This is a genomic window from Bacillus sp. CH30_1T, from assembly GCF_008364765.1.
Taxonomy (GTDB): Bacteria; Bacillota; Bacilli; order Bacillales; family Bacillaceae_B; genus Rossellomorea.
On record NZ_VTUY01000004.1, the window covers coordinates 422,878 to 444,020 of the forward strand.

Sequence of the window (21,143 nt, forward strand, 5' to 3'; positions counted from 1 at the left end):
AGGTGAAACAGATGGAAAAGAAGAGCTTTGAACAGGTTTATGAAGAATACAAGAAGCAAGGGAAATTTCAGGCAAAAGTCGAAATGGCTCAGGAGCTTGCAACTGGTGCGGAACAGATTGTAGCTGTTCGACGCAATGCGGATGATGATCTCATCGCTTTTAGAACCGAAAGTGGGAGAGAGCTGGATTATATCACTGCACTTGAAGAAGCAAAGTCAGGAAAACTGGCTCATGTCGATGTGATTCATCGGTATGGCAGAGATGTTCTTCGCAGTGAACCCGACGGCTTAAAAGAGAATAATCTTAGTGAACTTCCTTCTTTTTAACAATAATAAAATCGAGCTTAAAACTGGAATTAGTTTTAAGCTCGATTTTATTAATAAGGGAATGCTTTAATAATTCTGAATAAATCCTATTCCACATTCAGTCTTCTTCTTTTAATAAATGATAGATCATTCGTTCCCGGTCATCAAAAAATTGCTTCATAATCTTATAATGACTCGTATCTTCCAATGATGAGTCTTGTAAACCTTCTTCTGTTAATTCAATCAGGGAAGAAGAAGGGTATGACATCAGAATGGGTGAGTGAGTGGCAATAATGAACTGGGAGTCATCATTCACAAGTTCATGTATCCTGGAGAGCATGGATAACTGCCTTAAGGGGGAGAGTGCAGCTTCGGGCTCATCCAGGATGTATATCCCTTTCCCTCGAAAACGATTCATGAAGGTTGAGAAAAAGGCTTCTCCGTGTGATTGCTCGTGAAGTGATTTCCCTCCAAATGAGTCAATCACTCGTGGCCCTAAAGAGGGCTGCTGATCCATTTCTTCAATATTCGTCGCAACATTGTAAAAGCTTTCTGCTCTCAAGAAAAAACCGTCCTTAGGTCGATCGACTCCTCTCACAATTTTCAAGTACTTATCGAGATTCGAATACGAATCATACGTGGAGAATGAAAAGTTCAGCGTACCTCCTTCAGGATTAAAACCAATGGCCATTGCAATGGCCTCAAGAAGAGTTGATTTCCCCATTCCATTTTCCCCCACAATAAATGTAACATTGGGGTGAAAGGAGAGGTCTGTCAGGCTCCGAATACTCGGAATATGAAAAGGATACGAATGAAAGGAAGGAACGTTTTCCCTATGAAGTGACACTTTTCGAATATAATGCTGAGAAGATAAAGACATTATGTCCCTCCTTTTTATCTATAGGTTAGCATAATTAAACAGAATCCGGGTATAAAAAAATGCCATCACTATTTACGTAATGGCATTCCATTTTATAATCCTATCTTGAAGGTTCGAGAAGAACAACACTTTCTATCGTTGTAGCCAAAAGGCGAATGTCTGTAAACTCTTCAACTTTCATTGAATCCATATATGTGATTTGAAAGCAATCCCTGTCCAACTGGTAGGTAACGGTCATAACAGGTGAGTGATCATGACTTGATATCGTATGAACAATCTCACTATCCTTGAATTCCTTAAGAGTCTTGAGCATGGTTACGATATTTTCTAGTGACATATAACATGTCTCCCTTCTACTGCTCGAGGGATTGACTAAATACAGTCTCGTAGACCCAATGAAACTTAATTATAACATATAAACGTATAAATAGAAACGTTTGTTCTGAAAGTGACTGGAAATGAGCTCTTTGTCACAGACATCATACGTATACCCCCTTTCTTGACGTCATATGATGTAAGAAAAAGGGAGGTGGGTGATGAGATGGTAAATCAACTTTCAAGAAGTGACCCCTCCAAATTGAACTATCCAGACGATATGCTGGCCATTATCCGGAATGGATTAAATCCAACTAAGTCTAAAAAAGTGATCATCATTGGAGCAGGAATGAGTGGTTTAGTCGCAGCTTCTCTACTGAAAAATGCCGGGCATGACGTAACGATATTAGAAGGAAATAAACGAATCGGAGGCAGGGTATATACAGTTCGCAAGCCATTCACACCCGGTAATTATTTGGATCTCGGAGCCATGAGGATTCCCGATAACCACAAGTTAGTGTTCGAGTATATCAGAAAATTCAATCTGCCCTATCAAGAATTCATCAATAATTCCCCAAGAGATTTACTATTAGTAAACAATATCCTGACAACAAGAGAACAATACGAAAAAAATCCAGACATTCTACAGTATCCTTTACCAGAAGAAGAAAGGGGAAAAACAGCTTCAGAATTATTCCTTGAAGCAACCAGCCCCTTTATCGAATTATATAGAAACAGTGACTATGAGGAACAGCAAAAATTAATAAAAAAATACTCTGGCTATTCTATGGGACAATTTCTAGCAAATAACCCATACGGTAAATCATTATCCTTTAATGCCATCCGAAAAATCAATGTCATTCTCGGAATAGAAGGATTCCCTGAATTCTCGTTCGTCGACATATTAAAAGACATCATTTTTCCTATATTCAGGAAACAAACAAAATTTTATCAAATAAAGGGAGGAAACGACCACTTACCTTATGGATTTGTCCAAGAGCTTGGGACACATATTCTACTGAATCAAAAAGTGACCCACATTATTCAATCCGATGGCGGTGTAAGCGTTCGGGCAGTAGATTGCGTAGACGGATTGGTTCAGGAATACAATGCTGATTATGTCATCGTAACCATCCCTTTTACTGTCTTCCAGTATATCGATGTCATACCTTATGAATCAATATCCTTCAAAAAGTGGCAGGCGATTCGGGAAGTAACGAATGTTCCATCCGTGAAAATAGGAATCGAATTTCGTCGTCGCTTCTGGGAAGATTTGAATTACGGAAACATCGTGTCAGATCTCCCTACACGCTTTACTTTTATGCCGAGTCACGACAAGGGTAGCAACAAACCAGGGGTCATGTTAGCGAGTTACAGCTGGGGACAGAATGCACTCTTATGGAACAGCAAATCAAAAGAAGAAATCATCAAAGAAGTTTTAGAAGACCTCTTTAAAATATATGGTGAACAGGTGTATACAGAAATGCTGAACTTTGTAGTCTACAACTGGAGTAAAAACCCATTCTCTGCAGGATGTTTTACCCTTTATACCCCTGGTCAGGCAATTGATATCGGGGATTATATCAAGAAACCTGAAGGCAGAATTCATTTTGCCGGAGAGCACACGTCCTCTTTTCATGGTTGGATTGAAGGGGCGATAGAGTCGGCGGTGAGGGCAGCCAATGAAGTGAATAGCAGATAAAGGTTTAATACGTATGGGTTTGCTCATGCGTTTGTTTGTATAGGAGGTTTTTAATAGAGAATATAAAATCAATAATATATTATTGGAAAACAATAAATCTCATTATATAATTTAGAAAAACATGGTATCAGAGGTGTGATATGAAACGAGGAACGACGATTTTTCTAAAAGGGGCAGTAATGGCAATAGGAGCGACTGTATTCATACTTTGTGTTGTCTGGTTGCCAACCATGGCAAAGCATTCGGCTGATCTATTTCCGGAATTCGCTTATTTGAAATGGCCGATTCTAATAGGGTTATACTTAACTGTGGTTCCATTTAATTTAGCGCTGTATCAAGCTTTTAAGCTTTTAAAGTTTATTGAAGAGAACGCTTTTTCAGCGAAAGCAATAGTGGCTCTTCACCGAATAAAACTGTATGCTTTACTGATTACTGCCATTTATGTGGCAGGTATGGTATTTCTACTAATCCAAAATGCTCTTCATCCGGGTATTGCTATGGTTGGGATCATAATCAGCTTTGCGTCTGTCACCATTTCGATTTTCGCAGCAGTCCTTCAAGAATTACTACGAAATGCACTTAAACTAAAATCTGAAAATGACTTCACGGTATGAGGAACTAGGAAATCCGACCGAATCCCGGAAAAAACCTTCTACTCTATCAACCCCCTGCATAAAGTTAACTATTAAATACTTTATATAGGGGTACTGATGATGTCGTATAAGTCTCGAAACAACAATAGCTTAGTCCCACTAGTATTCGTCTCTATGAAGGCCATCATTCGGGTAGTATTGATCGGTATTATCTTCATGTACTTGACCGTATGGTTGATCTCGTCAACAGCCATTAAATTGAGGGTGGATAGTTTACTGTATTCATCGATGTCGGAACTAGTACCGAAGGAAACGTTTCTTATGTTGTTGTCACAGGAAATGACAGGATTGCGAGTTACAAACGAGGCAGAATTAAACAGTGATTTTGATTGGTTGGAAAGCGTCACGAATGTTTCACTTCTTGATCCACGAAGTTTATTTGGACGGGAAATCCCAGGAATCGAAAATTATCATACTCACATAGCCGTTGCGGGGAAAGGGACAGACATTACGAACCTCCCAAATGAATCACCGGCTCCTACAGAAGATCAGTTGAAAGATCAGGAAATCGATCAGAGTCAAATCGATCAGGCAAACAATAACTCGGGAGACGGAGTTCAAGAGATTGATGAAAAATCTGTCTACATCTATCATTCACACAGTTGGGAAGCGTTTAGCCCGCTGATTAAGAATAACGATTCGAAAGATCCAGCGAGTACTAACGAAAAGGTGAACGTCATTGCTGTCGGATCCAAATTAAAACAAGAGCTTGAAGCACGGGGTATTGGAGCGGTTCAGGATAAGACAGATGTAAACAAAGCACTCAAAGACAAGTCATGGACATATTTTGAATCCTATCAGTTATCAAGGGGGCTAGTACAAGAAGCCATCGCCCAAAACGATGACTTAACGTACCTGATTGATATCCATCGGGATTCTCAGCCACGAAACATCACTACCAAAACCATTAACGGTAAAAACTACGCGCGCTTGTTTTTTATCGTAGGGAAAGAAAACAAAAACTTTGAAAAGAATCTTAAGATCGCAAAGGATTTGAATGCTAAACTGGAAGAAAAATATCCTGGCATCAGCCGGGGAGTCTTCATTAAAACAAAAGCTGAAGGTAACGGGGTCTACAATCAGGACCTAACCGAGAGAGCCATGTTGCTTGAGTTTGGTGGAGTGGAAAATAATTTAGTGGAATTGTATAACTCTACAGAAGCTTTTGCAGAGATTTTTGCAGAGTATCACCAGAAGGATGCTGTAGAGGTGAATGCACAATAAGTGACAGAGATAAGACGTATGCCGTGTGGTGGACGTCTTTTTTTTGTTCCCGAGGAGAGAGGTTTCCGTAACGGCCACAATATGAACTAGTTTTCTTCCTCCAACGAAACCCCAAATAAAATAAGGAAGCAGCAATCCACTTCCTTGGATCGCTGCTTTTTTAACTGCTTAATTTCCCACAATTTCTCCAATGAATGGACCCAACATCGCTATGTGGATGGCATTCCTTTTGAAGATATTTGTATTCGTCCTCAAGTTCTTGCAGCGTCAATTCGAATAATTGTTTGTCTCCTTTTTTGAAAATGTTGTGGACAATTAACTTGTTTATTAACTCATTTCTTCGATTATGAATTGCTTCCTGAAGGATTTCCCCCATTTTTGATCACTCCTCTTATTAGTATACGAATAAAGGAAGTGGCTCATTTATTAAAAAGAGCCCTCTTCCTAGTAGTAGATAAGAAGAAGGCTTTATGTATCAAACTTCAACTCATCTTCCAAGCGAAATGCTTGTGGAATTAGCACAGTGTTCTATGATGTAGAATCTGTTGCTGAGGCATCATCGGGCCAGTCCCTATACCTCTCTGGATAAGTGGTTATATAGTTGTCATGGATTTCTTATATTATATATATAAGTATTCATAGTTGTCAACTAGGAATTAAGTGTTCGATAAAGATTATAGGCTAGAAGGGGGGATTGAAACCTGGAATATAAATGTGGAACTAACCTTCATTCCTATATTTTTTACCATTTCAGACACAGAATCTTTTTCTTATCAACAAAAAACATGATAATCTGTATACATAAACGCAATTATTGGAGTGAAACGTATGAAGACAGTGGTTGTCGTAGGTGGAGGAATTACGGGATTAACAGCTCTGTACCATCTTCAAAAAATGTCCATGGAACGAGAAATAGATATCGAGTTAATCCTAATCGAGCGAGATCGGCAGCTCGGCGGCAAAATTAGAACCATAAGAGAAGGCGAATTCATTATGGAAGCAGGAGCAGATTCCATCGTAGTTCGAAATGAAGGGGTTCTGTCTTTAGTTGAGGAACTTCAACTTCAAGAGGAACTTGTCTATAATGAAACAGGCACATCATACATATACACAAATGGCGAATTACACAAGATTCCCCAAGACACGATTTTCGGAATTCCCATGTCCGTTGAGTCTCTTAAAAATAGCACTCTGGTGTCAGAGGAAGGGAAGATTGACGCTCTTAAAGACTTTGAAACGGAAAACACGCGATTTACAAAAGAAAGTTCCATCGGTGAATTTCTAGAAGCATTCCTGGGTAAGGAACTTGTTGAGAAGCAGGTAGCTCCAGTACTGTCAGGGGTATACTCTGGAAATTTGCATAAGCTCACAATGGCTTCGACACTCCCATACTTACTTGAATATAAAAATGATTACGGCAGTATCATTAAAGGTTTATCTGCAAATAAGCAAAAATTCCAGGGGGCATCCAATAAAAAATTCATCTCGTTTAAAAATGGTTTATCAACCCTCATTGAACGTTTAGAAGAAAAATGTTTCAGTGGGACAATTTTAAAGGGGGTAGAAACAACTAAGCTACAAAAGAATGGAGATAAATATGAGCTGACTCTTAATGGCCATGGTAGAATTCAAGCGGATTATGTGGTATTCGCAACACCTCATGACGTAACCCAGAAGATTCTGACTCATGAAAAACTTGAACCTGATTTTAACAAATTGAAAAACTCTTCACTTATTTCGATTTACCTTGGATTTAACATTCCAGATGAGGAACTTCCTGCAGATGGTACAGGCTTTATCGTATCAAATGGCAGAGATGTGAAATGTGATGCATGTACGTGGACGAGTCGGAAGTGGAAGCATACGTCCAATAATCAAAACCTTTTATTGAGACTTTTTTATAAAAGTACAAACCCTCAGTACAATGAGTTGAAAGAGTATAGCGAGGCAGAACTTGTGAGGACAGCACTTGAAGATATCAGAAAAAGCGTCGGCATAGACGGAGATCCGGTTTCTGTGGAAGTAACGAACTGGAAAGACCTAATGCCAAACTATCATCTTGAGCACAGTCAGTCCGTGCAATGGTTAAATGAAAATCTTGCAACCGAACTTCCACGTGTGAAGCTGGCAGGTGCTTCATACTTTGGAGTGGGCATTGGCGCGTGTATTCAAAACGGGAAGAAGACCGCAGAATGGATTATAGATGATTTAAAGGAGAAAGTTTGATTACTTTTACTTCATTTTTTAGAAAAGGAGAGATAAAGAATAAAGAAAAAGAGTTTGGAATTTTCCAAGCTCTTTTCCTTTGTGTTTGCACGAGTTATTAAATCATTCGTCATTCTCCATTTTCTTTTTGAAATATTCAATGGTATTCTCTAAACCTGAGTTCAGATCATATTGAGGTTCCCAATTTAGATGGTGTAGAGCTTTCGAATTTGAGAGGTGACTGTGTAAAATGTCACCTTCCCGTTTCGCTGCGTAGTTTGGCTGTTGCGAAGAGTGGAGTTGGTTTGAAAGTAAGGTGTAGAGTAGGTTGACTGTTGTTTGCGTGTTGGTGCCGATATTGATGACTTGGTCGTCAGCGTTTGTGATGGCAAGAAGGTTTGCCCGGGCTACGTCCTCTACGTAAACAAAGTCCCGAGTCTGGCTTCCATCCCCAAAAATGATTGGTGTTTCATTGTTTAATAGTTGCTCAATAAAAATGCTTATAACTCCGCCTTCACCATCGCATCTTTGCCTCGGTCCGTACACATTGGCGTAGCGCAAAATGGTGTACGGAAGATCATAGAGCTTATTAAATAGTTTGATATAGGTTTCTGATACTAATTTTGAGGTACCGTAGAAGGAAATGGGACTTGTAGAACTCCCTTCATGAATCACCTCATTTGTATAACCATATACTGCACTGGAAGAGGAAAAGATGAATTTTTTTACACCGTATCTGGTGCTGTACTCCAACAACTTTACGGTTCCTAATACATTGACTGCCGCATCTTCTGCAGGATTTTCCAGTGATTTAGCTACGCTCACTTGGGCAGCGAGGTGCATAACGATGTCGGGTTTTTCTTTTTTGAAAATTCTTTCAATTTCATCGGATAATAGATTTTTTCTATATATTTTGACTCCACTTGGCACATTTTCCTCCCTGCCATTAGAGAAGTTGTCTAGAATAATTGGGGTGTGGCCTTCAGCGAGCAGTAAATCTATGAGTTGTGAGCCGATAAATCCGGCACCGCCTGTAACTAAAATCTTCATGTATGATCGTGGATCAGTTCATTCTCCCTCATGATGAGTCTCCTTTCTTCATAAATATGTTTGATAGATCTGTTCAATTTTTCTAGTCATAACCTGGCTGGTTAAGTGTTGACGAGCGTAAGATTCAGCAGCGTTAGCAAACCTATGACGTTCTTCCTTATTTGTTATGAAACGCTTTATCGCATGTGTCAGCTGTTCGACGTTACCAGGTTCACAAAGAATGCCTGTTTCTTCATGTTGAACCATTTCCGTGATACCGCCACATGTGGTGGAGATGACCGCTTGCCAGGAAAACATTGCTTCCATGACGGATAGGGGAAAGTTGTCATTCACAGTTGCTAATACATAGATGTCCGACATCGAAAGAATATGGGGTATATCGTGTCGTTTCCCAAAAAAGATCACATTATTTAGCTTGAGTTCTTTCGCTTGTTCAATCAGTTTTTCCTTCATGACACCATCTCCGACAATCCATACTTCTACATTAGTCAGGTATTCACGAATCTTGGACAATGCTTCCAAGAGAAATTCATGACCTTTGCGTGGGGACAGTCGGGAGACACACGTCAGAATAATGTTTTCATGATTTTTATGAGGAAGTGATTTGAAATCGATGCCCGTATGAACGGTGACCATCCTTTCATCTTTTGCACCGAAATCCATTAAGTTAGGTCGAAAGGAATCTGAAATCATAACGATTTCAGTACTTGCTTTAATGCCTACTTTCTCAAGTTCAGTAAAGTAAGCTTCTTCGATGGAATCTTTCTGCATTTTATTGAATTTCAAGCGACTTTTCGTAAAGAATCCGTGTGGCGTAAAGAGTAAAGGTTTTTGGTATGTTTGGTTCAAATGTCCCAATATGAAGATGGCAAATAGGTCTTGAGCGTGTATGATGTCATATTGTTGGAGATTTTTTTCTTTGAGAAAGAGTTCAAATACATGAAGGAAACTAAGATTTTTGACGATTTTTTCATTAACTTTTCCGTAGCATCTATTCATAAACTTACGGGCTGCAGAGGCAGCTTGGGGAATCCATTCTTCAAGCTGTTCTGAAGTCATGTGGTTAGGCGCTAGTACATCTACACTATGGCCGAGCTCTTCAAATCCGTTTTTTATAGAAGTGATGTAATGAGACAAACCACCTGTATGAGGGTATTGAAAAAATGTAACGTATAAGATTTTCATTGGCTTTGAATCACTGCTTTTTGTCTTCTGACCGAATGGTTGGAGAGTGAGAGACTCCTTAAAGTCTCTTTCCACATCATAATACTGATCCATGATGGCAAGAAGAGAGGGGTGAATGTTGAAAGGGGGCATTCGACTCAAGTTTTCTCATCCTTTCGTATCTATTTATAGATTCCCAGTTCACTTCCCCAAGTTGATATTTTTTCTAAATGGTAGGGAAGAAGCTCACCTCCACGGTTGTCAAAGATACGTCTTAGCTGAGTGTGTAATCCTTTTTCGAGGGTTCGTTGAAGGTACGCCATTTTGTATAATTGAATGGGTTTGGTTTTAAACTCGATTCCATATTTCTTCATTTCACTGGTGTATACGTCGACCGCATGAGTACGAATTTCTTCTGCTTTGCTTTGCCAATCCTTCCGAAAACCTAGTAAAATTTCTACCAGGACAATCATGTCAAACCATGTTGGGGAATATTTGGCTGATTCCCAATCGATGAATTGAATCGCCCAGGGTTCATTTTTGCTGACATCTTTAGAACAGATATTCTGCATATGAAGATCTCCATGAGTAATGGAGGAGCCGCTTGCCAATAGTTCCGGAAAGAAGTCAGGTCCGTTACTGTATAAGTTTTTTAGTGATTTATAATGTGGTTTGATGATGTCCTTCAATTGTTTATCCTTCTTGGCATTGTCTAGAAATGTCATTGTATTTGATATGAATTTTTCCCGGTCGTTTTTCATTTTTACCGAGTTGTAAATGGGAAACCAATTTTGAAAAGTGTTTTTTTCTTTCATGAAATTTTCTTCGTACGTGTTGGCGTGAAGTTTAGCAAGGGTTGGGATAATATAATCAAAATGCTTTGGTGTAAAGGTCAGCTGTCCACGAATTTGCCGAACGAACTCCATGAACACCCATGTATCACTTCCATGTTTCTCTATTAAGTAGATTTCAGGAAGAAATTCTTTTAAAAATGGGTAAGCATGATTGTAGACATTAATCTCGACTTCATTTTTGTATTTGGTAGAATGGTAGATTTTAAAAATGATAGGGAAGTTGTCTGTGTGTGTGTGTAGCTGAAGCTTATAAATGCTGCTTCTTTTTGTTGATTTAAGGTTTTGAATTGATGAAGCCTGGATAGTCACTTTATTCCCAAGGGACGTAGAGAGTTTTTCTTCTATTCGGTGTTTATGAAGCATAGAATTCAGTTCTTGCGGTGTATACATATTCAATCACTCCTTCGTTTTCTTTTCCACGCATTCCTCAGGTGAGATATGGTACTCCTGATAAATGGCATAGGGTCATCAGAGGCAAGAAGAGCGAATACCTTTTTTCCTCTGAGCCCATAAAAGAAGTCTTTTAAGCTCATTTCCCCATTTTTTCTTTTTTCAAGAAAGGTAAGGAAGTAACGTACTAGGTAAATCCATTGAACCCCGTCAATTTGCTGCAGTTTTGGAGATGGGCATTGACCTGTAAGATACAGGTAATATTGAAGGGCGAAATCAACTCCTGAGTGACCGGTTAAACTATGTGTCAGCCAGAACCGGGGATTGATTTCAATGAGCTTATATTGCCCATCCCGTGGATCTTTTTTATATTCGATCATACTTACTCCTTTTAGTCCCAACTCTTTCAATAGCGGAACACCGACATCAACCAGATCAGGTATTCGTTTGCTCACGATATGTGCTCCCGTTCCGAATTCTGCAGGAAATTGGTGGTTTTTTTGGAGAGTGAAAAGAGCAAGTAATTCCATATCCTCATCGAAAAATGTGGCCACTTTATAAAAGCATTGGTTGTCTCCGGGAATGATTTCCTGAATAATAAGCTCACCGAACTTGCGATAAATAGGATAGATTCTCTTTAATTGGATGGCGTCTTGAATATGAATGGCTTTCTTATTTACATGTTTTCTGAATTCATGTCCGAACACAGGCTTTAAAATACATGGGAATTCTAATTGAGTAATCGCCTCATCAAGTTGCTCTAAATTTTCCACAAAAAAGGTTTTGGCTGTTGGGACATTATATTCCAATGCTAATTCATAGGTCTTCTTTTTATCTAATAAATCCATAATTAAAGAGTGATCAGGATATAAAAACAGGTAGTACTCGGATAATTCGTTCCTGTATTTTGAGATGAAGACAACATAATCATCTGCACCTGCGTAGAGCACAGGCTTCTTATCAAGATTCATCGCTATTCCTTTTAAAAAAGACAGCAGCTCTGCTTCTTGGTTTAAGGGGCTTGGACATACCCCACATGTTGCAAGTCTTGATTTTCCCTTTGAATAGGGACCTTCTGTATCAAATGCATATACATCAATGCCTTTTCGGGAAAGGGCATGAATGATGCCAACTCCATTAGCGCTTAAATCAAGGACAACAGCTGGATGTGATGACAACATTATTCATCCCCCGAAACTATTTGATTTTGGTAAACCCCTTCAATCTTGTTAACCATGGCTTCCCGAGTGAGATGATTTTTGGCATATTGATACGCATTGCCGCCCAGTTTCTTTCTCAGTGCTTCATTTCCGATCAAGTGTTTGAGTTGAGTTGCTAACTGGCTGACATTGCCTGGCTCAATAATGATTCCGGTTTCATTATGATGAACGATTTCCGTAATACCGCCGCAATTAGTTGTCAGGATCGCTGCACCGCTATGCATGGCTTCAATAATGGAAATGGGAAGGTTGTCATTGACGGTTGGAAGAACAAATATATCTGTTTTGCTTAGTATGGCAGGGACATCATCGCGCTTACCTAAGAATCGAACGTTTGATAGTCTTAACGATTTGACTTGAGCTTCAAGCGCTTCACGCATTTCCCCATCCCCGACAATTTGCACTTCAACCTGGTTACCGGTTCCATTCATTCGAGAAAGGGCATTAAATAAGTCCGAATGTCCCTTTCTAGGTCCAAGTCTTGCGATGCATGAAATCACAATTTTCCCACTCGTTTTACCGCGATCAATGGTTTTATAATCAATCCCTGTATTAACGGTAGTCAGATTTACAGATTTCGCTCCAAGTGAACTTAATGGATCACGGAAAGAGTCACTTAAAATGACCATATGAGTCGCGTATTCAATCGCTTTTTTCTCAATCTCTTTATAATACACTTCTTCTACTGACCCTTTTTCAATTCGGTTAAATTTGACCCTGCTAAAGGTGAACATGCCATGTGGGGTGAAAAGAAGAGGTTTACCTAAATCTTCATTGAATCTCCCCAATATATTGGCTGTGAATAAATCCTGAGCATGAAGTATATCGTATTTTTCCAGTTTTACAGATTTCATCATCTGTTCATAGATGTAGAGCAAACGACTACTTTGTATAATTTTGCTTGTGTATGATCCGTATCGTTGCTCAAAGAAAGTCTTTAATTCAGGAACGATCACCTCACGCAGCTTTTCTACATTCACTTGTGAAAACTGATTCGGAGCAATGACATCCACTTTGTGACCTAAAGACCTCAAGCCCTCTCGTAGAGTGGTAATGTAATTGGAAAGACCACCCGTATGAGGATAGTCCCAAAAAGTGGCTATCAGAATGGATAATTTCTTACTGCCAGATTTACTTTTCATCTTTTTAGTCTTTGATTTCTTTTTGCGTTCTTTTTTTCGTTTAGAATCTTTACCCTTATCCTTTATTTTTGCCGTTATGGGTTTTGACTTAACTCCATAATATTTATCGAGTGCAGAAACAAGATAAGGATAAGGAAAAAATAGTTCTTTCATTTCCAGACCCTCCTTATAACTTCAAATGCTTCAGCATAAGGTACCCCAACCGTCATGCCTCGGACACTTGCTAAATGTTTTACTCCCTCATAGGAACGTGGATGTGGAAACTCCCGCATTTCCACTTCGTAATGTTTTAAGGAAGCAATTTTTTGAAAAATCACCGATGAAATGTCTACATAATAATTCGGTTTAAATTGCTTATCATTTGTCTGAATATTCCATTCACTTGAGGATACAGTTTCAAATGTAATCAATTCAATCGGATGTCTATTTGGTAGAGGACGAACTGCTGTTAATACGGCTTGAAACGTAATTTGGTGATCGATATTCAAATCGCCGTAATGATGGGTAAAAATCTTAGTAGGCTGATAGATATCAATTAATTTTTCAATTTCTTTAGTAAATAGATGTAGAGGCATCATTTCTAATTCCAGATTCGGATGCTCCAGAAAAATAACTTCTTTAATCCCAATCTCTTTGTTTGCTTTCCGGGCAAGCTGTTGAATGTGATGGGCCTCTTCCTTTCTTCCGTTTGCTGTAATGATCGAGACGACTCTATTCCCTTGATCCACTAACCTCTTTAGCGTACCAGCTGTCCCAAGTAGTTCATCATCTGGATGTGCTGCTATGACCAATACAGTTTCTTTCATTCCCTTCACCCCATTTTAATCTCTATTACATTACTATATGTATCCTTCTATATTGTCGAAACAGACACTAGCACAGGGCTAATGTCTGTTTCTTATTTATTTTTTTTCGTTTGACCAATACTAATTCCACCGCTGATAATTTGTAACCGGACATATCCATCACCATCAATCCATATGAAGAAATCAGGTCCGGCTGTTAAGAATGTTCCTTGCTGATCAAGTAGTTTACTTCCCGCATATACATTGATTTTGTCACCAAGTGTGAAATATTTATTCAAAATCGTGGTATGGAAGTCGTCTTTATCCTTGGTGAGAAGAGAAGGTAAGGCTGGCTTACTAACTTTTTTATTAGTTTTCTGGTGGAATGGTTGTAATTTTGATTCTTTAATTGGGCTGTTGTTGTGTAAGATATCGAAATCCTGCTCTTTAGTACTTTTCACTTCGTCTTTTACGATATTATTATATTTGAAATTACTGTATTTGAACTGTTTATTAGTGCGATTTAGTTTGTATTTCACTTCATTCCCGGGTGACTTGGAGCTTAAGATATCAGATTGAACTTTTTTAATAGATGGAGTAGATTTTGTTTCGTTTTTTTTCACTCTCATAGGTGAAACGTCTGTTGGCTTGACGTCCTTTTTCACTTCTTTTACTGATGAAGCAGAGTGTAAGATATCAAAGTGAAATTCTGTAGTAGGAGTAGGGGAATTTGATTCATCACCTGCCGATTCTATAGCTGAGTGATCTACACGTTTGACTTTATTATTTCCTTCTTTAGCTGGTAGGCTCGAGTTTACGATGTTGAAATTGATTTCATCAGTATTTTTCTTATATCCATCAATGATTTTTTTAGTACTTATATCAGTCCGATTTAGTTTGTATTTCAATTCTTTACCCGGTGGACTCGAGCTAATGATCTCGAAATTGAATTCGGAAGCATACTGCTTATTTTCATTAACGATTTTCTTAGCCCTCACGCAAGAGCGAATTAGTTTGTATTTCACATCTTTCGCTGAAGGAATCGAGCCAGGGATGTTGTTTTCAGTAGTAGATTTTAAATTTATATCTTCGTTTATGGATATATTAGATTGGTTATCCAATATATCCATTGTTAATGATGATTGGTTAGAAATATCTTTATCAACTTCATCTTCCTTTAAGCGGGTATAGAGCTGGTCATCTTTTTTATCTTCCAAAGGGTCTTCATGTAAAACTGCTTTCGAATTTTCTTCTTCTTTCAAAATGATGTCACGAATACCATCTTCAATGGACGAGCCGGCTGAGTAAGTTTGTGATGTACCATCTGATTCTAATAAGTGGGAGGGACGCATAGATTTCATTTCTTGTTTCTTAAGGTCATGTTGTTTCTCCTCATGAGAAGCCTTATCGTTGACTGGTTCATTATCTTGCCTTTTTATATAGGTTTTTTGCTCATTTTGATGATTATCTTTTCTAGTCTCTTTTCTTAATCTTTTCTCCTGCTCATCCTTACTTTCTTCATGGTCACATTGGCTGTTCGATGGATTATTTTTTTGTACATGTTGTATGGTTGGTGCGCTTGCCTGATATTTTGATTGGGGGATACTGTTGTTGGGATCGATATAGTTGAATCTTTCGAATGGTCGCACCTCTCGGGATAGTAAGCGGGGACATTTGCCACGTCTTTTACGGTGTTTTGGTTTAGAAACTCGAGAAAGTACTATGCTGGGTTGATCTTCAGTTGTTAGAGTGATGTCGAAAGAAGGTCGCTCAGTCGATTGATGGTGAGTATTAGTTTCGTTCAAGCTGCTCATCATACTGTGAATGACTTGAGATACATGAGTTTGATCAAGAAAAGGGGCATCTTGGAGCTGTTCTACGGGAGATGTAACAGATTCTTTTTTGGGTTTTTGGTAGCTCACAAAGATGGATTGATTGTGACAAGGGACCATAAAGTCATCGTAATAACAGGAGGAAAAGATCCTTGGCAATATATATTCATTAATAAAAAGATAACAATTGGGCATGTGCTTCACTCCACGTCTCTGTATCTATTAATAACCTATTCAAAAGCCCGGATAGAGTGAGCGGAATTTGGGATAATACCATAAAAATAGGCTATACATTCCTTTTTCCCATACATATATTGATTATGAATTGTAGACAAATTGTAAAGGAGTGGAAAACCTATGGTAGAAGAGTATGATGATTACACGAGAAGATATTCAGATCATCATGACGATGAAGAGCATTGTGAGGGAGATCCTGATGAGCAAGATGAGTTGTGCTTAGGAGACGCCGGTAAGCAAGAAAAATCAGGCAATCAAGATATTCCCGAAACAGATGAGAACTGTGCAGACGATCATGAAAAGGATTGTTCGAATCAGGATTTTGACGACCTCCCCTGTAAATCAGTAGAAGGGGTGTTGAATTCAATGTTCCAGCTTGGAGATCATCTTGAAGTTTTCTTTGAGGATGAAATGATTGACAGCGGAGGGACATTTGTGGCAGCGTTCGACAATATTCTCATTTGGATGGATAATGATGCAAATGTCAATTTCACAGATTTATGCGGTCCGATCAGTGTAAGGAAAATTGGCAGCAAGAGAAAGAAAAACCAGAAACACAAGGACAAAAATAATTCTAAATATAAACGTGATAACCAAAATGATAAGAAGAAAAAAGATAAAGGGGAAAAGAAAGAAAAAGGTTCAAGGAAAAAGGATATAAAGAATGAACACTCCGGCGTTAATGAAAAACTGCTGAACTTCGTAAAGCTTGAGAATGAAGAACATGAGACTGAGGGAAGTTCCCGGGAGAATCTAATTCTTCAACAAGTACACGAGGACAATGAAACAACTGAAAATAAGAGTTTCACTGTAGAAATTCTTGATTCTTCTGGTGGTGAAGGATTAGACTCCATACCCGGTTCATTTGATGAAAAAGAAAAGGTAATCAATTTGATCGTTGAAGATTCCTCTAACGATTCAGAAGAGGAAGAGGTGTATACTCAGCAATTGGAAACAGATGAAGATCAATCTGAGGAAAAAGAGCCGGACCCAGGCATTGAAGAAATAAGTTTCGAAATCAAAAGTGACTCACATGAGGTGTTAAAGGAAGAACTAGACATCAAAACACCGGAGGAGAGCCTTGCCTCTTCACTAATAGATGATGAAGGCATTGATGTAGTTGAAGAGTCCGAAAACCAGGAGGAAACATTCATTATGGAGGAAAGCTCTCCAAAAGATGACTCAGATCATACACCTATCAACTAACTGCTTGAATAATAAGGAATAATTAATCTAGTAAATGACTAATTCGAAATATTTTTATGAAATCTAGTTATCTGCCTTTACGCATTTAACGGTTCAGCATAAAAATAGAGTAAACACCGAAAGGAGGAAACATAATGTCAAATTTGTTCAAAGATGGAAGTATGGCTGATTTTCTTAATAAAATTTTATCTCTAGGTGATAAAATCGAGGTCCTATCTGGTGACGAAGAAATCGAAGAGGGTTCATATGTTTACGCAAGCGATAACTTCGTTGTATGGGCTGATGATGACGGCCATATGAACACGTCTAACTTAAATAATGTTACCGTTCGTAAAGTTTAGTTAACATTATTTGGAGACAAAAAGTGACTGGAGGCAATCCAGTCATTTTTTTATGGAGAAAAAATGAAAATGATAGGTAATAGCCCTATCAAATTTCATATTTTTTAATATAAATATATAGACTGTTGAATCATAAAAGAGAAAGGAGGAGGCATTATGGGATTTTCCGATAAACTTAATAAAGTACTCAAGCTTGGTGACAAAATCGAGGTTATATCGGGGGCAGAAAAAATAGACTGCGACGGGACATTTATTAAAGCAGAAGATCACTATTTAGTATGGTCTAATGGTGATGGTGACGTTTTATTCACTCACTTGGATAGGGTAACGGTGAAAAAAGTATAATCATTCTTATTAATAAATTCTAGGGATAGTACTTTTATCGGAGTACTATCCTTTTTTTGATTTCAGGGCTTGTCCTAAAACCTTTAATAAAACATTCTTTCCTTATTGATTAAAGGAAAGAACGTTCTTGTTTCTATGATATTTTAGTGAGGAACTTCATCATGTAGGGAACTACTTATGCTTCTTCCAAGCATCATGGAGCTCAGGATTTAAATTCTTTACATTTTCCAAGAACTCTCCTGTTAAACCGAATTTTTTCATTCCTTTTAACAACTTCGTTGGAACAGGTGAGTTGGATGTAAATGCTCGCTTGTGATCAATCACTTTGAATTCACCATTTTCATCCATTAACATATGGCGAACCTCCGTATCCCATCGAGAAAAGCCTAATCGTTTAAATTCTTCTAAGACGAATAAAATTTTTTTAGTCATTTCTTCGTCAATATGGCCGTATCGTTTCATATGACGGGCAAGGGATATTCCTTGAACAAACTCCATGACAATGTAATTGTCACCAAATTCATAAAGACGAGGCATAATGGATGAAGTCTGCCCTATTTTCATCGCTTCTAGTTCCCGTTGATGTGTTTCCTCCTTAAAGAAGTACTTAACAACTTTGTCCTCTGCTACCTTGTAGATTTCCCCATCTTTCCCATCACCAATCACTTCTAAGGCTTCCAGGTCTTTCTTTGAGATTTTCCCGTGAAAAAAGTTCTCCAATGATCATCACTCCTTTACATAGTAGGCTTTCACTTTTTCTATATTGTATGGAAATAGATTCAGTTTTGTAACCGAGCAAAATGCTGAAATTTCATAGAACTTGGTTTTTAAATAATGCTTTCTTAGCAAAGTGTGTTGTTTTGTAACATTAGATCCAGGGGTTCAGTCAATCAGTGTGCGCTTGATATGTGAACTGCGTAATTTAATCGTATGAATTTAAGAAGGAATTATTATGGGTTGTAACAACAGGGCCAACAGCAAAATGAATTAAAAGAAGCGGGATGAAAAGGAGGAGAAAAAACGGCAAGAACCAATGACAAAAAGTTCTATCAAGAAATTGGACCAAAAGGCAGCAACAATTCCGGTAACTCCAATAACTCAAAGAATAACTAACGATAACTAAAAAGTAAGGTGTTGAAATTATGCTATTCACTTTCTCTATTAAAGAACAATAAAGCCGAAGGAATGAACTATACTCCTCTTTGGTATTGATATTTCGAAACCCGGTTTATCATCATATAGCCTGCAGCTTTCTTAACAAAGGGTACCATATAATAGTATTCTACCAATACTATAGACTATTGTTTATTTATAGAAGCACAGGATGTTTGTCTACACGTACTATTCATATTTTACATAAACTATAGTAATTCTGTTTAGTTATTCATCATTTGATTAATAGGATTAAAATATTGATATATGAAAAGTAGGTGAGTAAATTGGGATCTAAAAGAGGTCATGATAAGAAAGACAAGCATAAGAAATCCAAGAAAGACGAATATGATGACAAGCATAATGAGTGTAAGAAAAAAAGCGAGAAAAGCAAAAAAAGCGGAAAGCGAGTACCTCAAGAAGAGTTAGAACCCCAAGATGTCCAAGTATTTCAAAGCGAACAAGGGCTTCAAGGTGAACTAGGGCCTCAAGGCGAACRAGGGCTTCAAGGCGAACAAGGGCCTCAAGGYGAACAAGGGCTTCAAGGCGAACAAGGGCTTCAAGGGRAACAAGGRCCTCAAGGCGAACAAGGGCYTCAAGGSGAACAAGGGCTTCRAGGCGAACAAGGGCTTCAAGGGGAACAAGGGCCTCAAGGCGAACAAGGGCCTCAAGGGGAACAWGGGCTTCAAGGCGAACAAGGGCCTCAAGGGGAACAWGGGCTTCAAGGCGAACAAGGGCTTCAAGGCGAACAAGGGCTTCAAGGCGAACAAGGGCCTCAAGGGGAACAAGGGATTCAAGGGGAACAAGGGCCTCAAGGCGAACAAGGGCCTCAAGGGGAACAAGGGCCTCAAGGCGAACAAGGGCCTCAAGGCGAACAAGGGTCTCAAGGGGAACAAGGGATTCAAGGGGAACAAGGGCCTCAAGGTGAATCGGGCCCTCCAGGAGAGCGTGGAATTCAAGGTGTAAAAGGTCCTCGAGGGGAATGCACATGCAATAGTAAGTACTGTAATGTGTATAGAATTGGCGGAGATCTCATTATACCTGACCAACCTGTTTCTTTTAACCATACTGGTATCAGTTCTGCTGGGGACTTTATTCATTTGGGAACCTCGATAATCGTAGTGAACGAAGGAGACTACAAAATAAACTATAACATTGTATTTACTAGTGGTAAAACAGGATTTAGTAGAGGAGGAGCGTACGCATTATTCTTGAATGGTTCAATAGTAACATCCAGCAGGTATGGTAACCAACTAGGCATCTTTACAAGTGCTCCTGTGACCCTGGATTCCATTTTTCAAGTTAATGGAGAAGCGATTGTTACTATACCAGCAGGAGGAAAAGTAGAACTTAGAAATATTGGGCATACGGCAGATAACCTCATTGGTAATGTGGATAATACTCCAACTAATAGTGCCGGATTAACAATGTTAAAGCTAAATTAATAAAAGGAAATAACTATCTAGAGGGCGCAGACCGGATATGTGGAGGTCTGCGCTTTTTTTATACTGTTCCTATTACCTTATTACTATTTTCCAATTCTTGATTTACCTTACACAATAATGGATTGCTAATAAATTGACTGAGTGATGATCTTTCACTGGAATTGATACTTTAAGCATAAATTAGAGATTGATAATAATGAGGACAATGTACAATAAATATTTTAAAGGGGGGAGATTCAATAGCCAGAGTACCAAGGGTTGTCCAAACATTGTAAATAACTACATAATGCATTTAATAAATAGTTGCCAAATACGATAGAAGGCTTGTATTTACACGGTTCCATCTAGTTGGAAGCGTATGTGAATAATTCCAGTGATATTGACTTTATCGCGGTTACCAGCCGCCGAATGACATCTAAGCATAGTTCACTCCTTGTTGGATAATACTTGAATTAAATATATTGAGCGATGCACAGTTGAAAACCTAAAGCAGCATCTTGACATACTTGTTCCATATACAAAATAGGATGAACATACAATGAAATTAGAAAGCAAAACAAAAAACTAAACAATTCCATGATGGCAAATTCATTCAGCTATCACTTGACCGTGGGAGCTGCGATATAATGCACAATCTCTATGAAATAAAAATAGTAGAAAATAGAAAACCTGTTATAACAAGAGAAATTCATCCAA

At 38.5% G+C, this 21,143-nt stretch carries 20 protein-coding genes and 1 riboswitch; of the genes, 9 read left to right on the plus strand and 11 right to left on the minus strand.

The genetic code is table 11. The features are described 5' to 3' along the window. Positions 1-11 precede the first annotated feature (11 nt). Positions 12-326 carry a DUF3892 domain-containing protein gene (locus F0342_RS09655; protein WP_149155740.1) on the plus strand — a complete coding sequence of 105 codons (315 nt, stop codon included), beginning with the start codon at positions 12-14 and terminating at the stop codon, positions 324-326. Between the two features lie 97 nt (positions 327-423). Here the strand turns inward: F0342_RS09655 and F0342_RS09660 are convergent, their stop codons facing one another. Both F0342_RS09660 and F0342_RS09665 read right to left on the minus strand, forming a co-directional pair. Next, a complete protein-coding gene (locus F0342_RS09660) occupies positions 424-1,185 on the minus strand; it encodes an AAA family ATPase (RefSeq protein WP_149155741.1) in 762 nt (253 codons plus the stop codon). A 100-nt stretch (positions 1,186-1,285) separates the two neighbouring features. Continuing rightward, a complete protein-coding gene (locus F0342_RS09665) occupies positions 1,286-1,522 on the minus strand; it encodes a hypothetical protein (protein WP_149155742.1) in 237 nt (78 codons plus the stop codon). 204 nt (positions 1,523-1,726) lie between these two features. Here F0342_RS09665 and F0342_RS09670 point away from each other — a divergent pair, with 204 nt between their 5' ends. The 3 genes from F0342_RS09670 (at position 1,727) to spoIIP (ending at position 5,079) form a co-directional block, all read left to right on the plus strand. Beyond that, positions 1,727-3,202, plus strand: a complete 1,476-nt coding sequence (locus F0342_RS09670; protein ID WP_149155743.1) for a flavin monoamine oxidase family protein — start codon at positions 1,727-1,729, stop codon at positions 3,200-3,202. 140 nt (positions 3,203-3,342) lie between these two features. Continuing rightward, positions 3,343-3,816: a DUF2975 domain-containing protein gene (locus tag F0342_RS09675; RefSeq protein ID WP_149155744.1), complete on the plus strand. Its 474-nt coding sequence runs from the start codon at positions 3,343-3,345 to the stop codon at positions 3,814-3,816. Between the two features lie 99 nt (positions 3,817-3,915). After that, on the plus strand, positions 3,916-5,079 hold the full coding sequence (spoIIP, locus tag F0342_RS09680; RefSeq protein WP_262481690.1) for a stage II sporulation protein P: 1,164 nt from the start codon (positions 3,916-3,918) through the stop codon (positions 5,077-5,079). 160 nt (positions 5,080-5,239) lie between these two features. Here spoIIP and F0342_RS09685 read toward each other — a convergent pair whose 3' ends face one another. Beyond that, complete coding sequence (locus F0342_RS09685) at positions 5,240-5,455, minus strand: Fur-regulated basic protein FbpA (protein WP_149155745.1); 216 nt, start codon at positions 5,453-5,455, stop codon at positions 5,240-5,242. A gap of 108 nt (positions 5,456-5,563) precedes the next feature. Next, a riboswitch (SAM riboswitch) is annotated at positions 5,564-5,671 on the minus strand. 236 nt (positions 5,672-5,907) lie between these two features. Between F0342_RS09685 and F0342_RS09690 the strand changes: the two genes are divergently transcribed. Further along, positions 5,908-7,305, plus strand: a complete 1,398-nt coding sequence (locus F0342_RS09690) for a protoporphyrinogen oxidase (protein WP_149155746.1) — start codon at positions 5,908-5,910, stop codon at positions 7,303-7,305. A gap of 102 nt (positions 7,306-7,407) precedes the next feature. On the opposite strand, the gene F0342_RS09695 is transcribed toward F0342_RS09690, so the two are convergent. From F0342_RS09695 to F0342_RS09725, 7 genes are all read right to left on the minus strand, one after another. Further along, on the minus strand, positions 7,408-8,334 hold the full coding sequence (locus F0342_RS09695; protein ID WP_149155747.1) for an NAD-dependent epimerase/dehydratase family protein: 927 nt from the start codon (positions 8,332-8,334) through the stop codon (positions 7,408-7,410). 48 nt (positions 8,335-8,382) lie between these two features. Beyond that, on the minus strand, positions 8,383-9,651 hold the full coding sequence (locus F0342_RS09700) for a glycosyltransferase family 4 protein (protein ID WP_262481705.1): 1,269 nt from the start codon (positions 9,649-9,651) through the stop codon (positions 8,383-8,385). Positions 9,652-9,680: 29 nt separating this feature from the next. Continuing rightward, positions 9,681-10,742: a phosphotransferase gene (locus F0342_RS09705; RefSeq protein WP_149155748.1), complete on the minus strand. Its 1,062-nt coding sequence runs from the start codon at positions 10,740-10,742 to the stop codon at positions 9,681-9,683. 2 nt (positions 10,743-10,744) lie between these two features. Beyond that, positions 10,745-11,923: a carboxylate--amine ligase gene (locus tag F0342_RS09710; RefSeq protein ID WP_149155749.1), complete on the minus strand. Its 1,179-nt coding sequence runs from the start codon at positions 11,921-11,923 to the stop codon at positions 10,745-10,747. Beyond that, positions 11,923-13,257 (minus strand): glycosyltransferase family 4 protein, encoded by a 1,335-nt coding sequence (locus F0342_RS09715; protein WP_149155750.1) that lies wholly within the window; start codon positions 13,255-13,257, stop codon positions 11,923-11,925. The genes F0342_RS09710 and F0342_RS09715 overlap by 1 nt, the downstream gene beginning before the upstream one ends. Then, positions 13,254-13,910: a PIG-L deacetylase family protein gene (locus F0342_RS09720; protein ID WP_149155751.1), complete on the minus strand. Its 657-nt coding sequence runs from the start codon at positions 13,908-13,910 to the stop codon at positions 13,254-13,256. The genes F0342_RS09715 and F0342_RS09720 overlap by 4 nt, the downstream gene beginning before the upstream one ends. A gap of 92 nt (positions 13,911-14,002) precedes the next feature. Further along, positions 14,003-15,811, minus strand: coding sequence for a hypothetical protein (locus F0342_RS09725; protein ID WP_149155752.1), 1,809 nt, complete (start codon positions 15,809-15,811; stop codon positions 14,003-14,005). Positions 15,812-16,078: 267 nt separating this feature from the next. Between F0342_RS09725 and F0342_RS09730 the strand changes: the two genes are divergently transcribed. The 3 genes from F0342_RS09730 to F0342_RS09740 all read left to right on the plus strand — a co-directional run bounded on the left by F0342_RS09730 (position 16,079) and on the right by F0342_RS09740 (position 17,850). After that, a complete protein-coding gene (locus tag F0342_RS09730; protein WP_149155753.1) occupies positions 16,079-17,164 on the plus strand; it encodes a hypothetical protein in 1,086 nt (361 codons plus the stop codon). 134 nt (positions 17,165-17,298) lie between these two features. Then, positions 17,299-17,505, plus strand: a complete 207-nt coding sequence (locus F0342_RS09735; RefSeq protein WP_149155754.1) for a hypothetical protein — start codon at positions 17,299-17,301, stop codon at positions 17,503-17,505. 156 nt (positions 17,506-17,661) lie between these two features. After that, positions 17,662-17,850, plus strand: a complete 189-nt coding sequence (locus F0342_RS09740) for a hypothetical protein (RefSeq protein ID WP_149155755.1) — start codon at positions 17,662-17,664, stop codon at positions 17,848-17,850. 171 nt (positions 17,851-18,021) lie between these two features. Here the strand turns inward: F0342_RS09740 and F0342_RS09745 are convergent, their stop codons facing one another. Then, entirely contained in the window at positions 18,022-18,570 is a 549-nt protein-coding gene (locus F0342_RS09745) for a kinase (RefSeq protein WP_149155756.1), read from the minus strand. 719 nt (positions 18,571-19,289) lie between these two features. Here F0342_RS09745 and F0342_RS25150 point away from each other — a divergent pair. Further along, positions 19,290-20,447 carry a hypothetical protein gene (locus F0342_RS25150; protein ID WP_223145710.1) on the plus strand — a complete coding sequence of 386 codons (1,158 nt, stop codon included), beginning with the start codon at positions 19,290-19,292 and terminating at the stop codon, positions 20,445-20,447. Positions 20,448-21,143 lie beyond the last annotated feature (696 nt).

Coding starts and splice junctions, on each gene's coding strand:
- F0342_RS09690 (WP_149155746.1), top strand. CDS start 5,908: ATGAAGACAGTGGTTGTCGTAGGTGGAGGAATTACGGGATTAACAGCT.
- F0342_RS09665 (WP_149155742.1), bottom strand. CDS start 1,522: ATGTCACTAGAAAATATCGTAACCATGCTCAAGACTCTTAAGGAATTC.
- F0342_RS09655 (WP_149155740.1), top strand. CDS start 12: ATGGAAAAGAAGAGCTTTGAACAGGTTTATGAAGAATACAAGAAGCAA.
- F0342_RS09705 (WP_149155748.1), bottom strand. CDS start 10,742: ATGTATACACCGCAAGAACTGAATTCTATGCTTCATAAACACCGAATA.
- F0342_RS09720 (WP_149155751.1), bottom strand. CDS start 13,910: ATGAAAGAAACTGTATTGGTCATAGCAGCACATCCAGATGATGAACTA.
- F0342_RS09670 (WP_149155743.1), top strand. CDS start 1,727: ATGGTAAATCAACTTTCAAGAAGTGACCCCTCCAAATTGAACTATCCA.
- F0342_RS09740 (WP_149155755.1), top strand. CDS start 17,662: ATGGGATTTTCCGATAAACTTAATAAAGTACTCAAGCTTGGTGACAAA.
- F0342_RS09735 (WP_149155754.1), top strand. CDS start 17,299: ATGTCAAATTTGTTCAAAGATGGAAGTATGGCTGATTTTCTTAATAAA.
- F0342_RS09730 (WP_149155753.1), top strand. CDS start 16,079: ATGGTAGAAGAGTATGATGATTACACGAGAAGATATTCAGATCATCAT.
- F0342_RS09700 (WP_262481705.1), bottom strand. CDS start 9,651: ATGCCCCCTTTCAACATTCACCCCTCTCTTCTTGCCATCATGGATCAG.
- F0342_RS09660 (WP_149155741.1), bottom strand. CDS start 1,185: ATGTCTTTATCTTCTCAGCATTATATTCGAAAAGTGTCACTTCATAGG.
- F0342_RS09715 (WP_149155750.1), bottom strand. CDS start 13,257: ATGAAAGAACTATTTTTTCCTTATCCTTATCTTGTTTCTGCACTCGAT.
- F0342_RS09685 (WP_149155745.1), bottom strand. CDS start 5,455: ATGGGGGAAATCCTTCAGGAAGCAATTCATAATCGAAGAAATGAGTTA.
- F0342_RS09675 (WP_149155744.1), top strand. CDS start 3,343: ATGAAACGAGGAACGACGATTTTTCTAAAAGGGGCAGTAATGGCAATA.
- F0342_RS09710 (WP_149155749.1), bottom strand. CDS start 11,923: ATGTTGTCATCACATCCAGCTGTTGTCCTTGATTTAAGCGCTAATGGA.
- F0342_RS09695 (WP_149155747.1), bottom strand. CDS start 8,334: ATGAAGATTTTAGTTACAGGCGGTGCCGGATTTATCGGCTCACAACTC.
- spoIIP (WP_262481690.1), top strand. CDS start 3,916: ATGTCGTATAAGTCTCGAAACAACAATAGCTTAGTCCCACTAGTATTC.